Here is a 14,847-nt window from a genome sequence, read left to right on the forward strand (position 1 = left end):
AGGTGAACTATGTGTGAATTGCTCGGGATGAGCGCGAATGTGCCAACTGATATCTGCTTTAGTTTTACCGGGCTTGTACAGCGCGGGGGAGGCACCGGGCCGCATAAAGACGGCTGGGGTATTACCTTCTACGAAGGTAAGGGCTGTCGCACATTCAAAGATCCGCAACCGAGCTTTAATTCACCGATCGCCAAACTGGTGCAGGACTACCCCATCAAGTCCTGCGCCGTTGTTGCCCATATTCGTCAGGCCAATCGGGGGCAGGTGGCGCTGGAAAACACCCATCCCTTTACCCGCGAATTGTGGGGGCGCAACTGGACTTATGCCCATAACGGGCAGATGAACGGCTATAAATCGCTGGAGACGGGAATGTTTCGTCCGGTGGGAGATACAGACAGCGAAAAGGCGTTTTGCTGGCTACTGCATAAACTTACCCAGCGTTATCCGCGCACGCCAGGCAATATGCCCGCGGTCTTTAAATACATTGCGAGTCTGGCGGCAGAGATGCAGCAGAAAGGGGTGTTTAATATGCTGCTGTCGGATGGGCGTTACGTGATGGCGTTTTGCTCGACCAATCTGTACTGGATCACCCGGCGCGCGCCGTTCGGGCTGGCAACGCTTATCGATCAGGATATGGAAATTGATTTTCAGCGGGAAACCACACCTAACGATGTGGTTTCCGTCATTGCAACCCAGCCATTAACCGGTAATGAGACCTGGCAAAAGATCATGCCAGGCGAGTGGGCGCTATTTTGCCTCGGTGAGCGAGTAGTTTGACGCCAGTTGCGGGTGCACAATCTCGTGGCTCAACGGTTTGCTGACCACGTAGCGACCGTCAACCACAGAGACCATCGGCGGCTGTTGCGTCAGCGCAAAGTAATCGTATCCCGGCTTCAGTTGTTTCCAGAAATCGCTATACGCAGAATATTTATGGCGTTGCATATTGGCATCGGTCATACGGAACGGGTAAATGCTGACCTGTACAACGGGCTGACCAAAGACTAACGCACCAGTAACAAACTGGAAGATCTCATCAATGCCGGAATCGGTCATCGCATAGCAACCGATAGATACACAGTTACCGTGTATCATCAGATACTTGCCTTCGTAGCCGTGCGCACGGTCATAAGCGTTGGGAAATCCGATATTGATGGCTTTATAAAAGCGGCTATCGGGTTTTAGCTGACTACGCTGTACGGTGTAGAACCCTTCCGGACTTTTAAAATCGCCCTGGCGCTGCTTTGGCCCCAGTCCGCCGGAATATTTGCAGATGCTGTAGCTATCAAGAAGCTGGTACTTCTCGCCCATTTTGACGTAAAGGTCGAGAGTGCGCTCTTCCTTAAAGATCTGGATATAGACTGGCGAGCCCATCAACTGCTGCTTGTACTCTTTGTTCACCGGTGCTGCTGAACCGGTCAGACCGGCAAAAGAGACACACGGCATAAGAAGCATCGCAAGAAAAAATGCGATTATGCGCATACTGCTTGTTCCTTGATAAACGTTACCACATTGCCAGAACGGCAAAAGAGACCCGAAATCAGACTTATCTGGATTAGGAGCGCTCACATTAGCACCACCGTATTTTTTCGCAAGCCTGATATGCAGCGTTTACAAATGAGTTTGCAATAAAATATCTTTTTACGGACTTTTGAACGAAACGGTAGTTGATATGACCCGTGCAAGAATAAACACGCTTCTCAATTTATTCAATGTCACTGTATACTTATCCAGTAAGTGATGAGGGCCCGGGATGCGTAAAATCATACATGTCGATATGGACTGCTTTTTCGCAGCGGTAGAGATGCGGGATAACCCGTCCCTGCGCGACATCCCGCTGGCCATCGGCGGCAGTCGCGAGCGGCGTGGCGTTATCAGTACCGCCAACTACCCGGCGCGGAAATTTGGCGTGCGTAGCGCGATGTCCACGGCAATGGCGTTGAAACTGTGCCCTCATCTAACGTTATTACCAGGGCGCTTTGAGGCCTATCGGGAAGCATCCGATCATATCCGGGAAATCTTCTCTCGCTACACCTCGTTGATTGAACCGCTGTCGCTGGACGAAGCCTATCTTGACGTTACCGACAGCGTTCATTGCCACGGCTCCGCCACTTTAATGGCCCAGCAGATCCGCAAAAATATTTATGACGAACTCAATCTCACCGCCTCCGCGGGTATCGCGCCGATTAAATTTCTCGCCAAAATTGCCTCCGACCTGAATAAACCCAATGGGCAATATGTCATTACGCCGGAGGACGTACCGAATTTTGTGAAGTCGCTGCCGCTGAGCAAAATCCCTGGCGTCGGTAAAGTGTCGGCGGCAAAGCTTGAAAATATGGGACTACGCACCTGTGAAGACGTGCAAAATAGTGACCTGGCGCTGCTGTTAAAACGCTTTGGGAAATTTGGCCGCGTTTTATGGGAGCGCAGCCAGGGCATTGATGAGCGGACGGTTAATAACGAGCGATTACGTAAGTCAGTCGGCGTTGAGCGCACGCTGGCAGAGGATATTCACGAATGGCACGACTGCGAAGCCATTATTGAACGTCTTTATCCCGAACTGGAAAGCCGGCTGGCAAAAGTCAAACCCGATCTGCTTATTGCCCGTCAGGGCATAAAACTTAAATTTAACGATTTTCAGCTAACCACCCAGGAGCACGTCTGGCCGAAGCTTAATAAGGAAGACTTAATCGCCACCGCGCGCAAAACCTGGGATGAGCGCCGGGGCGGGCGCGGCGTCCGGCTGGTGGGGCTGCATGTCACGCTGCTCGACCCGCAACTGGAACGGCAACTGGTGCTGGGTCTGTAAAGTCAGAATTCTAATATTTAATAATTATTGCATCCGTAAAATTTCAGTATTACCATACTCGCGTTTTTTCCATTCTCAATAACTGCAAAGGAGGTTCATCATGACAATTTATTCCCTGAACGCACTTTGCAGACATTTCCAGGATTAATCTTCTTCCTGTTGCCCTGGATTCGTCTGCCACTTCCTGATTTTTTAATTCATATATGGAATGGTATATGGGCAATTATATTCGTCCTTTATCTGATGCGGTATTTTCTGTCGCATCCGATGACCTGTGGATCGAAGGTTCTGCGATCCAACAATTACATACTACGGCGAAATTAGCCGGCATGACGCGCGTCGTCGGGATGCCTGATTTGCATCCGGGACGTGGCTATCCCATCGGTGCGGCATTCTTTTCCCGCGAGCGCTTTTATCCGGCGCTGGTAGGCAACGATATTGGCTGTGGCATGGCGTTGTGGCAAACCGATTTACTGACCCGCAAGTACAATGCTGATAAGACGGAAAAGCGTCTGGCTGAGCTGTCTGACGTGGCCGATGCGCAGTGGCTGGAAGACAACGCTCCTGCCACCATGCAGAATCACCCCTGGCGTTCCGCGCTGGGATCAATCGGCGGCGGTAACCATTTTGCTGAACTTCAGCAGATTGATCATATCGCCGATGCTGATACCTTTGCTCGCTCGGGTTTACAAAAAGCGCAGCTTTTACTGCTGGTGCACAGTGGCTCACGCGGCCTCGGTCAATCCATTCTGCGTCGCCACGTTGAGGCGTTCTCGCATAATGGTTTACCGGAGAACAGCGACGAGGCACGCCGCTACCTGGAAGAGCATAACGATGCGCTGGCATTTGCCCGCTGCAATCGTGAACTGATCGCGCGGCGGATACTGCAACAGATCAAAGCTGACGGTGAACCTGTGCTGGATGTGGCGCATAACTTCGTGGAGCCATGCACGGTGGCAGGTGAAGCGGGCTGGCTACATCGCAAAGGTGCCACGCCGGACGGGCAGGGGCTGGTGATCATTCCTGGTTCGCGCGGCGACTACAGCTGGCTGGTAAAACCGATTATCAGCGAAGAAAGCTTGTTTTCACTGGCGCATGGTGCGGGGCGCAAATGGATGCGCACCGAGTGTAAAGGCCGGCTATCGGCAAAATTTACTCCGCTCCAGTTAAGCCGTACGGAAATGGGCAGCCGGGTGATTTGCCGCGATCGCCAGCTGATTTATGAAGAAGCACCGCAGGCGTATAAATCGGTAGAAAGCGTGGTCGATTGCCTGCATAACGCCGGGCTGATTACGCCGGTTGCCCGCCTGCATCCGGTGCTGACGCTAAAAACCGCAGGGGAGAAAAACGCATGATTTTATTGCAACTCTCTTCTGCCCAGGGGCCGGATGAATGTTGTCTGGCGGTCAAAAAAGCGCTGGACCAGCTTATGAAAGAAGCGGCCCGGGAAAAGGTCTCGCTGGCGGTGCTCGAAACGGAGCCGGGGCGGTTAGCGGACACGCTGCGATCCGTGCTGGTCTCGCTGGAGGGCGAGGGCGCACCAGCATTAAGCGATCGCTGGTGCGGTACGATCCAGTGGATTTGCGAAAGCCCGTACCGCCCGCACCACGGGCGCAAAAACTGGTTTTTTGGCGTGGCGCAATTTACCCCTGCCGAACAATCGTTGGCAGAGGATATTCGCTTTGAAACCCTGCGTTCCTCCGGGCCGGGCGGACAGCACGTCAATAAAACCGACTCGGCGGTACGCGCCACCCACATTGCGACGGGAATTAGCGTTAAGGTGCAATCGGAGCGTAGTCAGCATGCCAATAAGCGGCTGGCCTGTTTACTGATAGCGCATAAGCTGGAGCAACGTCAGCAGCAGGAGGGCGCAGAGCTAAAGTCGCAGCGGCGGATGTTTCATCATCACATTGAGCGCGGTAATCCGGTGCGGACGTTTAAAGGAATGGCGTTTCGCGAGTAAACTGCAAACCTGCCGGAGGGCGCGTGCTTTATCAGAAGCAGCCCCCCGGCATCTGCGCTAGACATACAAATGAACACATAAAGGGAATTACGATGTTTATAGGTCATCTTCCGGCAGGGTATTTAATCACTTGTGGTTTATTTAAACCTCTTCCATTACCTAAGAATGCTGCACGCCGATGTATTCTGGCCGGGCTGACAGGTGCGATTGCGCCAGATTTTGATCTGATCTGGTGTTATCTGGTGGATCATGGTCAGCACCATCATCATTTGTATCCTACCCACTGGCCGCTAATATGGTTTTCCGCGCTTTCTTTGCTACTGCTGTGGGCAGGTCTGGTAAAGAACAAATATCCGGTATTGTTATGCGTGGTGTTTTGCGTTAACGGTATCGTGCATTTGTTGCTGGACAGTCTGGTCGGCGACATTGGCTGGCTGATGCCATTCGATAATACGCTCTTTGCGCTGGCGCACGTCCCGGCGCAGTATCACCCGTGGTGGCTTAATTTCTTTTTACACTGGTCGTTCATGCTGGAAATGGCGCTGGTTGTTGCGGCTATCTGGCTATGGCGGCGCAGGCGCAAAGCCTCGCTTATCGAAGCGCCCGTTGAATAAAGCGCCCCATAAAACGTCCGTACCTTGCGGCACGGACGTTAATCTTGATATTACTTCTGCGGAATCGCCTTCAGCAGTTCGGTCAGCAGGTGCCAGTACTGGCCCACGCTTTCGATATGCACCTGCTCATCCGGCGAGTGCGGTCCGGTAATGGTTGGTCCGATAGACACCATGTCCATGTCCGGGTACGGTTTCTTGAACAAACCGCATTCCAGGCCTGCGTGGATCACCTGGATGTTTGGCGTCTTATTAAACAGACGCTGATAGGTTTCACGCACCAGCTGCATTACTGGCGAATTCGCATCCGGCTGCCAGCCAGGGTAGCCGCCTTTCGGCTGGGTTCTGGCACCGGCCAGTTTGCCCAGCGATTCCAGCATGCTGACCACATAATCTTTGCCGCTGTCGATAAGCGAACGGATCAGGCAGTGGATTTCAACGTTGTCATCCGTCATGGTTACCACGCCAACGTTCAGCGACGTTTCTACCACGCCTTTTGCCACGTCAGAGTTGCGGATCACGCCGTTCGGCGTCGCATTCAGCAACTGCACGAAGCTGTCACGAGACTGCGCATTCAGCGCGCCTTTCTCGGCGGTGGCGGGTTCCAGCACCACGGTCAGATTTTTTTCTTTAATCGACAGTTCGTTTTTCAGGATATCCAGATAGGTTGCCACCAGCGACTTCAGCTGTTCTGTTTTATCAGCAGATACGGCAACAGTGGCAAAGGCTTCACGGGGGATAGCATTACGCAGAGTACCACCGTTAAAATCGACCAGACGCAGATCCAGTTCCGCCGCATGAGCCGCGAGGAAACGCGCCAGCAGCTTGTTGGCATTGCCCAGACCTAAATGGATATCGCCGCCGGAGTGGCCGCCTTTGAGGCCTTTCAGCGTCAGTTTAAACGTCTGGAAACCTGCCGGGATGGCTTCGCGGGTCAGCGTCAGGTTAGAGCTAAAATCAATACCGCCCGCGCAGCCCATATAGATTTCACCTTCTTCTTCGGAGTCGGTGTTAATCAGGATGTCTGCCTGCAACCAGCCCGCCTGAAGGCCGAAAGCGCCGTCCATGCCGGTTTCTTCGGTCATCGTCAGCAGCACTTCCAGCGGACCATGCACAACATTTTCGTCAGCCAGTACCGCCAGCGCGGACGCCATACCGATGCCGTTATCCGCGCCCAGCGTGGTACCGCGTGCTTTCACCCATTCGCCGTCGATGTACGGCTGGATAGGATCTTTAGCGAAGTCGTGTACCGTATCGTTGTTTTTCTGCGGCACCATATCCAGATGCGCCTGTAAAACCACCGGCTTACGATTTTCCATGCCCGCTGTCGCTGGCTTACGGATCAGGATATTGCCCACAGCATCGCGATCGACAAACAGCCCTTTCTCTTTTGCCCAGCCCATAATGTGCTGCGCGAGTTCTTCTTCATGGTGAGAAGGGTGAGGAATGGAACAAATTTTGGCAAAAATATCCCACAGCGGCTGCGGAGATAGTTGAGACAGTTCAGACACGATAAGTCTCCTTTCGACTTTCTGCAAAGGGGCTTGCAGGTCAAGGGTTAGCAAAAAAGATCACACGACAAGTCAGGCTTGCGGGATGAGCTTGAGAATACCACTTTATCCGGTTACGACCAGTATTAAGCACGTAAAAACACCCCGTGATGCCGCTTAACACTGGTTTTTAGCGTTTCAGATCTCTATAATCTCGCGCAACCTATTTCCCCCTCGAACACTTTTTAAGCCGTAAAAACAGGCTGGGACACTTCACATGAGCGAAAAATACGTCGTCACCTGGGACATGTTGCAGATTCACGCACGCAAACTGGCCACTCGCCTGATGCCGTCAGAACAGTGGAAAGGCATTATTGCCGTTAGCCGTGGGGGTCTGGTTCCTGGCGCTCTGCTGGCACGTGAACTGGGTATTCGTCATGTAGATACCGTTTGCATTTCCAGCTATGACCACGATAATCAGCGCGAGCTGAAAGTCCTCAAACGTGCCGAAGGCGATGGCGAAGGCTTTATCGTTATTGACGATCTGGTTGATACCGGTGGTACCGCAGTCGCTATCCGCGATATGTATCCAAAAGCGCATTTCGTCACTATTTTTGCCAAACCGGCTGGCCGTCCGCTGGTAGATGATTATGTGGTTGATATCCCTCAGGATACCTGGATTGAACAACCGTGGGACATGGGCGTCGTTTTCGTTCCGCCTATCTCAGGCCGTTAATTTCCCCTCTTTTCAACGCCCGGTTTACCGGGCGTTGTTCTTTTTAGCCTCTGGCGCGGTACAATAAGCCCCACTGATCACATCAAGGAGGCGGCGCACAATGACCCAGGCGAATCTCAGCGAAACCCTGTTCAAACCTCGTTTTAAACATCCTGAAACCTCGACGCTGGTGCGACGGTTTAATCAGGGTGAGACACCGCTGGTGCAATCCACGCTGGACGGTAAAAACGTCCCTCACTGGTATCGCATGGTCAATCGCCTGATGTGGATCTCGCGAGGTGTTGATGCGCGTGAAATTCTCGACGTACAGTCACGCATCGTGATGAGCACCGCCGAACGCACCGATCCTAACCTTTATGATACGGTGGTTGGCTACCGTGGCGGGAACTGGATCTTTGAATGGTCGAAACAGGCGATGCTCTGGCAGCAAAAAGCCAGCCAGGAGCAGGACGCCGCCCTTTGCGGTCGCCACTGGTTGCACGCCGCTAATCTTTATAGTATTGCGGCATATCCCCATCTGAAAGGCGATGCACTGGCTGAGCAAGCGCAGGTACTGGCCAGCCGTGCGTATGAAGAGGCGGCCCAGCGCTTGCCAGGGCAGATGCGTGAAATGGAATTTGCCATTCCCGGTGGCTCGCCGGTGACGGGCTTTTTACATATGCCGGAAGGGGAAGGGCCTTTCCCCACGATCCTGATGTGCGGCGGTCTTGATTCCCTGCAATTTGATTATTACAGCCTGTTTGAGCGCTATTTCGCACCGCTCGGCATCGCCATGCTGACGCTGGATATGCCTTCCATCGGTTTCTCCTCTAAATGGAAGCTAACGCAGGATTCCAGCCTGCTGCATCAGCAGGTCCTGAAATCCTTGCCGAACATTCCCTGGATTGATCACACCCGGGTGGCGCTTTTTGGTTTTCGTTTCGGCGCAAACGTCGCAGTGCGGCTGGCGTATCTGGAATCCCCGCGTCTTAAAGCTGTCGCCTGCCTGGGGCCAGTGGTGCATGCTTTACTCAACGATCCGCTGCGCCAGGGACGCGTACCGGAAATGTATCTTGATGTGCTGGCCAGCCGGCTTGGGATGCATGACGCCTCCGATGAGGCTTTACGCGTTGAACTCAACCGCTACTCACTCAAAACGCAGGGGCTGCTGGGTCGCCGCTGCCCGACACCCATGCTCTCTGGCTACTGGCAAAACGATCCCTTCAGCCCGGAGGAGGAGTCGCGTCTCATCGTTTCATCCTCAGCCGACGGGAAGCTCCTGCCCGTCACCTTTAGCCCGGTGTATCGCAATTTTGACAAAGCGCTAAAAGAAATTACCGCCTGGATTAATCATAGATTTGGTTAATAGATTGCTAATTTCTATTGATTTGGTAAAACAGTTGCATCACAAAAGGAGAGAGCAATGACGTTACCAAGTGGACACCCGAAAAGCAGACTGATTAAGAAATTCACAGCGCTGGGGCCTTACATCCGTGAGGAGCAATGTGAAGATACCCGCTTCTTTTTCGATTGCCTGGCAGTTTGCGTCAATGTCAAACCGGCACCTGAAAAGCGCGAGTTCTGGGGATGGTGGATGGAAATGGATGCCGAGGAAAAACGCTTTACCTACCGCTACCATTTCGGTCTGTTTGATAAAGAAGGCAAGTGGCAGCCCACTGAAATTAAAGATCCTGAAGTCAGCGAACGCCTTGAACATACCCTGCGCCAGTTCCATGAGCGAGCGCGTGAGATGTTAACAACACTTGAGCTTTCTCTGGAGCCGGCTGAGGGTTTTTCCGACAAAGCGTTGCAATAACCCGCCTGAGTACAGATTACGAAAAAAAGCCCTGTCTCGACAGGGCTTTTTCGTATGAAGCTTTAACGTTATCAGAACTGATAAGTCAGACCAACGACCACGATATCATCGCTATTAATGCCGAGTTTGTTATCGTCATCCAGCTGGTTAATTTTATATTCTGTAAATGCCGACATGTTTTTGTTGAAATAATAGGTTGCACCGACGTCAATATATTTCACGAGATCTTCATCACCCACACCTTCAATATCTTTGCCTTTAGACTGGACATAGCCCAAAGACGGACGAAGACCAAAGTCAAACTGATACTGTGCGACAGCTTCAAAGTGTTGTGCTTTATTGGCAAAACCGCCGGAGATCGGGGTCATATTTCGTGTTTCAGCATACATTGCTGCCAGATAAATATTATTAGCATCATATTTCAGACCAGTTGCCCACGCTTCCGCTTTATCGCCGTGACCGCGCGGAGCCAGCGCCAGATTCTGCTGATCGTCAGTACGATCAGAGTTGGTGTACGCACCGCTGATGGCAAAATCGCTGCCGCCGAAATCATAGGTCAGAGAGGTACCAACCCCATCGCCATTCTGTTTTTTGACGTCGCTACGACCTTCGTTTTTACCCTGATACTGGAGGGTTAAATCCAGACCGTCAATCGCCCCGAAGAAGTCGGTATTACGGTACGTAGCCAGCCCGCTGGAACGTTTGGTCATAAAGTTGTCGGTCTGACCGGAAGAGTCGCCGCCAAGTTCAGGGAACATATCGGTCCACGCTTCCACGTCGTACAGCGCGCCAAGGTTGCGACCATAATCAATGGAGCCAAACTGACTGAATTTCAGACCCGCGAAGGCCAGACGTGTTTTCTGTGAGCTGCTGTTGCCTTCTTCTTTGTTACCGGCAAATTCTGCTTCCCAGCGGCCAAAACCGGTCAACTGGTCATTAATTTGTGTTTCACCTTTAAAACCAAAACGAACGTAAGTTTGATCACCATCTTTGCTGTCGTTATCAGTGAAGTAATGCATGGCTTTTACTTTGCCATAGACATCAAGTTTATTGCTGTTCTTATTATAAACTTCAGCTGCATTGACTGCTGAGGACGCTGCAACACCCATTACCACTAATGCCAAAATGCTCTTTTTCATTTTTAACCCTGCTTCTTTGAAAGACGCGCTAATAAACATCGGGCCACTGCCCCGTTGAAAACATGAAGGGTTTTAACGTTTATGGATGAAAGATTTATGACAGTTTCAGAATATTTCTAAAATATTCACTTTAATTATGATTGTAATGAAGTTGTCACTCTCTGCCGTTACGCTTGCTGATCCTGCGCAACAAAATGTCATGGCGGATGCTGCCATAGTTGGCAAGCGGCCTTACTCCTGTTACAACGTTTGCCTGATACCAATTTCTAATATGTATACGGCAGGAAATGATGAGTGACAGCCAGACGCTGGTGGTAAAACTGGGCACCAGCGTGTTAACGGGCGGATCGCGCCGCCTGAACCGGGCCCATATTGTTGAACTGGTGCGCCAGTGCGCGCAGCTGCACGCGGCAGGGCACCGCATCGTTATCGTGACTTCTGGCGCGATCGCTGCCGGACGCGAGCATCTTGGTTATCCGGAGCTTCCGGCCACTATCGCCTCTAAGCAACTGCTGGCCGCGGTAGGGCAGAGCCGCCTGATCCAGCTCTGGGAGCAGCTTTTTTCCATTTATGGCATTCATATCGGACAAATGCTGCTGACCCGCGCCGACATGGAAGACCGCGAGCGTTTCCTTAACGCGCGCGACACTCTGCGTGCGCTGCTCGACAACAACATTGTGCCGGTCATCAATGAAAATGACGCCGTCGCGACCACCGAAATCAAAGTCGGCGACAACGATAACCTCTCTGCCCTGGCGGCCATTCTGGCTGGGGCTGATAAACTGCTACTGCTCACCGATCAGCAGGGCCTCTATACTGCCGATCCGCGCAACAACCCCGATGCTGAACTGATTGAAAATGTCTACAGCATTGATGACGCTCTGCGTGCCATTGCGGGTGACAGCGTGTCGGGGCTGGGAACCGGCGGTATGGGTACTAAACTGCAGGCGGCCGACGTTGCCTGCCGCGCAGGTATCGACACCATCATCGCTGCCGGAAGCCGCCCTGGCGTGATCGGCGATGTGATGGAGAATATTTCTGTCGGTACGCGTTTTCATGCTCAGGAATCTCCGCTGGAAAACCGCAAACGCTGGATTTTCGGTGCGCCGCCCGCAGGTGAAATTACCGTTGATGAGGGAGCCACCTCCGCCATTCTGGAACGCGGTAGCTCATTGCTTCCTAAAGGCATTAAAAGCGTGACAGGAAACTTTTCCCGTGGTGAAGTGATCCGCATCCGTAGTCTTGAGGGGCGCGATATTGCTCACGGCGTCAGCCGCTATAACAGCGACGCATTGCGCCGTATTGCCGGTCACCACTCTCAACAGATTGACGCTATTCTCGGCTATGAATATGGCCCGGTGGCGGTTCATCGCGACGATATGATCACCCGCTAAGGAGCGAAGTATGCTGGAACAAATGGGTAAGGCCGCTAAGGCAGCGTCTTACCAGCTGGCGCTGCTCGGCAGTAAAGAGAAAAACCGCGTTCTGGAAAAAATTGCTGATTACCTGGAAGCGGAAGCGCCGCAAATTCTGACGGCTAACGAGCAGGATCTGCTGGAAGCGCGCCGTAATGGTCTCAGTGACGCGATGCTCGATCGTCTGGCGCTGAACCCGGCGCGGCTCAGTGCAATAGCCAACGATGTTCGCCAGGTTTGCCAGCTGGCCGATCCGGTGGGTCAGGTTATTGATGGCGGACTGCTGGACAGCGGTCTGCGTCTTGAACGTCGTCGCGTGCCATTGGGCGTCATCGGCGTTATTTATGAAGCGCGTCCGAACGTCACCGTTGATGTCGCCTCTCTGTGCCTGAAAACCGGTAACGCCGCTATCCTGCGCGGCGGTAAAGAGACGTGGCGCACCAATGCCGCCACGGTGAAGGTGATTCAGCAGGCGCTGGAAGAGTGTGGTTTGCCTGCCGGTGCCGTGCAGGCGATTGAAAGCCCGGATCGTGCGCTGGTTAATGAGATGCTGCGCATGGACAAGTATATCGACATGCTGATCCCGCGCGGTGGCGCTGGATTGCACAAACTGTGTCGTGAGCAGTCCACTATTCCGGTGATCACTGGCGGCATTGGCGTGTGCCATATTTTTGTTGATGATTCCGCAGAGATTTTCCCGGCTCTCGACATTCTCGTTAATGCCAAAACCCAACGCCCGAGCACCTGTAATACGGTTGAAACAGTGCTGGTGCATCAGGAGATTGCAGAACGCTTTTTGCCCGCGCTCAGCCAGAGAATGGCAATATGTGGGGTCACGTTACACGGTGATGAAATCGTAATGCAGGTGCTCAAAGGCCCGGCTAAACTTGTTCCACTGAAATCAGAAGAGCTGGACAACGAGTTTTTATCTCTGGATCTCAATGTTGTCGTAGTAGTTGATATTGATGATGCCATCGCCCATATCCGCCAGCACGGCACGCAGCACTCTGACGCCATCCTCACGCGCACGCTGCGTAATGCCGATCGTTTCGTTAACGAAGTCGATTCCTCTGCCGTGTACGTTAATGCCTCCACTCGCTTCACCGACGGCGGCCAGTTTGGCCTCGGGGCCGAAGTCGCGGTCAGCACGCAAAAACTGCACGCGCGCGGCCCGATGGGACTCGAAGCCCTGACTACCTACAAGTGGATTGGCTACGGCGACGATACCATTCGTGCTTAAATGCAGCCGGGTGACGCAAAAATAGTCGGTTGATTCATATGACTATTGACGCATCGCCCGGTTAGTTTTAACCTTCTACACCGTGATTTGCCGCTGGCAGGTCATTCCCTCCTCAGGGCCGATATAGCTCAGTTGGTAGAGCAGCGCATTCGTAATGCGAAGGTCGTAGGTTCGACTCCTATTATCGGCACCACAGAATTCAATGAGTTACAGATACGCTGGCTCCCTTTCACTGCATACTTATTTTCCATTATATAGCTAAGTATCAGCTGCCGACGTTTAAATCGCAGGCTTGCTACCGTTTATGGGCGGATATTTTTCCCTTCTGCAAACCGGTTTTCGCCGCGAATACCAGCACCACAATCAGGCTTATGGACAGCATTACAATATTGACCAGTAAACCCATGCCAAAATCGTCGGTAAGATCTTTGACATAACCCATTGCCGTAGGGCCAAAAAAGCCGCCAAGATTACCGATAGAGTTGATAACGGCGATGCCGCCTGCCGCCGCCGAGCCTACCATAAATAAAGGGGGAAGCGTCCAGAACACAGGTAATACCGCAAACAGACCTGTTGAAGCCATCGTCAGCCCGATAACATTCAATAATGCGCCTTTGCTGAAGGCGGTAATCGTAATACCGGCAATGGCCAGCAGTAGCGGCGCAACGATATGAAATACGCGCTCATTGCGACGATCCGAGCGTTTACCCCACCAGAGCAACGCGATGACGGCACCGATATAAGGGATCACGGAAAGGAAGCCGGTAGCAACAAATGAAAAGCCTGCATTTTTAATCAGCTGGGGAAGCCAGAAGTTGACCGTAGCATTGGTCATTGAAATACCGAGGAAAATAAGCGCCAGGCTGAGCACCAGCGGATGAAAAAAGATACGCGATACTTCAATGCTGGATTTACGCTTACGCTGGCTTAAATCATCATCCAGCGCGTTGCGTGCGGCCCGTTTTTCCTCTGACGTCAGCCAGCTGACATCTTCCACTTTTTCCGGCAGGCGTAATAAAACAATAACGCCGAGAATAATGGCCGGGAAGGCTTCAATAATGAAAAGCCACTGCCATCCTTCAAGCCCGCTATGCGCTCCGCCCGCCAGAATTAAACCTGATACCGGCCCACCAATAATGGTTGCCAGCGGGTTGGAGAGCAGAAGAAAGCCGACAATCTGTGCGCGGCGTTTGTCAGGGAACCACTGCGTCAGATAATACAATATTCCCGGATAGAAACCGGCTTCAGCCGCCCCAAGCAGAAAACGCAGTGCCAGAAAAGATTTTGCATCCCATACAAAGGCTGTGCAGGCCGATAACAGACCCCATGTGATCATAATACGGGCGATCCAGCGTCGGGCACCTACTCTGGCTAACATCAGATTGCTGGGTACTTCAAATATAAAATAACTAATAAAAAAGATACCGCTTCCGAGACCAAAGGCAGTTGCGGATAAACCAATATCTTCACGCATGGTCAAGGCGGCGAATCCGACATTAACCCGATCAAGAAACGCAGCGAAATAGCACAAGATTAAAAATGGCAATAATCGCCACGCAATTTTGGTGAATGTTTTTTGCGTTTCTTCATTGTCCGTCTGTAATTTGTCCATAGGCTTAAGAGAGGTTTCCTGTGACATAATGTTCTACCTT

The 14,847-nt window shown here is 52.3% G+C and carries 14 protein-coding genes and 1 tRNA gene; 11 read left to right on the forward strand and 4 right to left on the reverse strand.

Translation table 11 applies throughout. The annotated features are described in order from the left end of the window. Nucleotides 1–9: 9 nt before the first annotated feature. Nucleotides 10–777: a class II glutamine amidotransferase gene (locus tag CHU32_RS06910; RefSeq protein WP_103674786.1), complete on the forward strand. Its 768-nt coding sequence runs from the start codon at nt 10–12 to the stop codon at nt 775–777. Here CHU32_RS06910 and dpaA read toward each other — a convergent pair. After that, complete coding sequence (gene dpaA / locus CHU32_RS06915; RefSeq protein WP_103674787.1) at nt 748–1,479, reverse strand: peptidoglycan meso-diaminopimelic acid protein amidase; 732 nt, start codon at nt 1,477–1,479, stop codon at nt 748–750. The two genes, CHU32_RS06910 and dpaA, sit on opposite strands and share 30 nt — an antisense overlap. Before the next feature lie 271 nt (nt 1,480–1,750). Between dpaA and dinB the strand changes: the two genes are divergently transcribed. The 4 genes from dinB (at nt 1,751) to CHU32_RS06935 (ending at nt 5,383) form a co-directional block, all read left to right on the forward strand. Continuing rightward, the gene (gene dinB, locus CHU32_RS06920) at nt 1,751–2,806 is read left to right on the forward strand and encodes a DNA polymerase IV (RefSeq protein ID WP_103674788.1); all 1,056 of its coding nucleotides are present in this window, start codon (nt 1,751–1,753) and stop codon (nt 2,804–2,806) included. A gap of 215 nt (nt 2,807–3,021) precedes the next feature. Continuing rightward, complete coding sequence (locus tag CHU32_RS06925; RefSeq protein WP_103674789.1) at nt 3,022–4,161, forward strand: RNA ligase RtcB family protein; 1,140 nt, start codon at nt 3,022–3,024, stop codon at nt 4,159–4,161. Further along, nucleotides 4,158–4,769, forward strand: a complete 612-nt coding sequence (prfH, locus tag CHU32_RS06930; protein ID WP_103674790.1) for a peptide chain release factor H — start codon at nt 4,158–4,160, stop codon at nt 4,767–4,769. Before CHU32_RS06925 ends, prfH begins: the two co-directional genes overlap by 4 nt. A gap of 92 nt (nt 4,770–4,861) precedes the next feature. Then, a complete protein-coding gene (locus tag CHU32_RS06935) occupies nt 4,862–5,383 on the forward strand; it encodes a metal-dependent hydrolase (RefSeq protein ID WP_103674791.1) in 522 nt (173 codons plus the stop codon). A gap of 50 nt (nt 5,384–5,433) precedes the next feature. Here the strand turns inward: CHU32_RS06935 and pepD are convergent, their stop codons facing one another. After that, complete coding sequence (pepD, locus tag CHU32_RS06940; protein WP_103674792.1) at nt 5,434–6,891, reverse strand: cytosol nonspecific dipeptidase; 1,458 nt, start codon at nt 6,889–6,891, stop codon at nt 5,434–5,436. 256 nt (nt 6,892–7,147) lie between these two features. Here pepD and gpt point away from each other — a divergent pair, with 256 nt between their 5' ends. The 3 genes from gpt to crl all read left to right on the forward strand — a co-directional run bounded on the left by gpt (nt 7,148) and on the right by crl (nt 9,401). After that, nucleotides 7,148–7,606 (forward strand): xanthine phosphoribosyltransferase, encoded by a 459-nt coding sequence (gene gpt / locus CHU32_RS06945; RefSeq protein ID WP_103674793.1) that lies wholly within the window; start codon nt 7,148–7,150, stop codon nt 7,604–7,606. Nucleotides 7,607–7,706: 100 nt separating this feature from the next. Then, nucleotides 7,707–8,951, forward strand: a complete 1,245-nt coding sequence (gene frsA / locus CHU32_RS06950) for an esterase FrsA (RefSeq protein WP_103674794.1) — start codon at nt 7,707–7,709, stop codon at nt 8,949–8,951. Between the two features lie 57 nt (nt 8,952–9,008). After that, nucleotides 9,009–9,401 carry a sigma factor-binding protein Crl gene (gene crl, locus CHU32_RS06955; protein ID WP_103674795.1) on the forward strand — a complete coding sequence of 131 codons (393 nt, stop codon included), beginning with the start codon at nt 9,009–9,011 and terminating at the stop codon, nt 9,399–9,401. A gap of 71 nt (nt 9,402–9,472) precedes the next feature. Here crl and phoE read toward each other — a convergent pair whose 3' ends face one another. Then, nucleotides 9,473–10,540: a phosphoporin PhoE gene (gene phoE, locus CHU32_RS06960; RefSeq protein ID WP_103675044.1), complete on the reverse strand. Its 1,068-nt coding sequence runs from the start codon at nt 10,538–10,540 to the stop codon at nt 9,473–9,475. 290 nt (nt 10,541–10,830) lie between these two features. On the opposite strand from phoE, the gene proB reads away from it, so the two are divergent. The 3 genes from proB to CHU32_RS06975 all read left to right on the forward strand — a co-directional run bounded on the left by proB (nt 10,831) and on the right by CHU32_RS06975 (nt 13,388). After that, the gene (gene proB, locus CHU32_RS06965; protein WP_103674796.1) at nt 10,831–11,934 is read left to right on the forward strand and encodes a glutamate 5-kinase; all 1,104 of its coding nucleotides are present in this window, start codon (nt 10,831–10,833) and stop codon (nt 11,932–11,934) included. Nucleotides 11,935–11,944: 10 nt separating this feature from the next. Next, nucleotides 11,945–13,195, forward strand: coding sequence for a glutamate-5-semialdehyde dehydrogenase (proA, locus tag CHU32_RS06970; protein WP_103674797.1), 1,251 nt, complete (start codon nt 11,945–11,947; stop codon nt 13,193–13,195). A 117-nt stretch (nt 13,196–13,312) separates the two neighbouring features. Next, nucleotides 13,313–13,388, forward strand: a tRNA-Thr gene (locus CHU32_RS06975). Nucleotides 13,389–13,490: 102 nt separating this feature from the next. Here CHU32_RS06975 and CHU32_RS06980 read toward each other — a convergent pair. Next, on the reverse strand, nt 13,491–14,834 hold the full coding sequence (locus tag CHU32_RS06980) for an MFS transporter (protein ID WP_218113704.1): 1,344 nt from the start codon (nt 14,832–14,834) through the stop codon (nt 13,491–13,493). Nucleotides 14,835–14,847: the final 13 nt, after the last annotated feature.

This window comes from Superficieibacter electus, assembly GCF_002915575.1.
GTDB lineage: Bacteria > Pseudomonadota > Gammaproteobacteria > Enterobacterales > Enterobacteriaceae > Superficieibacter > Superficieibacter electus.

Coding starts and splice junctions, on each gene's coding strand:
- dinB (WP_103674788.1), top strand. CDS start 1,751: ATGCGTAAAATCATACATGTCGATATGGACTGCTTTTTCGCAGCGGTA.
- CHU32_RS06935 (WP_103674791.1), top strand. CDS start 4,862: ATGTTTATAGGTCATCTTCCGGCAGGGTATTTAATCACTTGTGGTTTA.
- prfH (WP_103674790.1), top strand. CDS start 4,158: ATGATTTTATTGCAACTCTCTTCTGCCCAGGGGCCGGATGAATGTTGT.
- CHU32_RS06980 (WP_218113704.1), bottom strand. CDS start 14,834: ATGTCACAGGAAACCTCTCTTAAGCCTATGGACAAATTACAGACGGAC.
- phoE (WP_103675044.1), bottom strand. CDS start 10,540: ATGAAAAAGAGCATTTTGGCATTAGTGGTAATGGGTGTTGCAGCGTCC.
- gpt (WP_103674793.1), top strand. CDS start 7,148: ATGAGCGAAAAATACGTCGTCACCTGGGACATGTTGCAGATTCACGCA.
- frsA (WP_103674794.1), top strand. CDS start 7,707: ATGACCCAGGCGAATCTCAGCGAAACCCTGTTCAAACCTCGTTTTAAA.
- dpaA (WP_103674787.1), bottom strand. CDS start 1,479: ATGCGCATAATCGCATTTTTTCTTGCGATGCTTCTTATGCCGTGTGTC.
- CHU32_RS06925 (WP_103674789.1), top strand. CDS start 3,022: ATGGGCAATTATATTCGTCCTTTATCTGATGCGGTATTTTCTGTCGCA.
- proA (WP_103674797.1), top strand. CDS start 11,945: ATGCTGGAACAAATGGGTAAGGCCGCTAAGGCAGCGTCTTACCAGCTG.
- crl (WP_103674795.1), top strand. CDS start 9,009: ATGACGTTACCAAGTGGACACCCGAAAAGCAGACTGATTAAGAAATTC.
- proB (WP_103674796.1), top strand. CDS start 10,831: ATGAGTGACAGCCAGACGCTGGTGGTAAAACTGGGCACCAGCGTGTTA.
- CHU32_RS06910 (WP_103674786.1), top strand. CDS start 10: ATGTGTGAATTGCTCGGGATGAGCGCGAATGTGCCAACTGATATCTGC.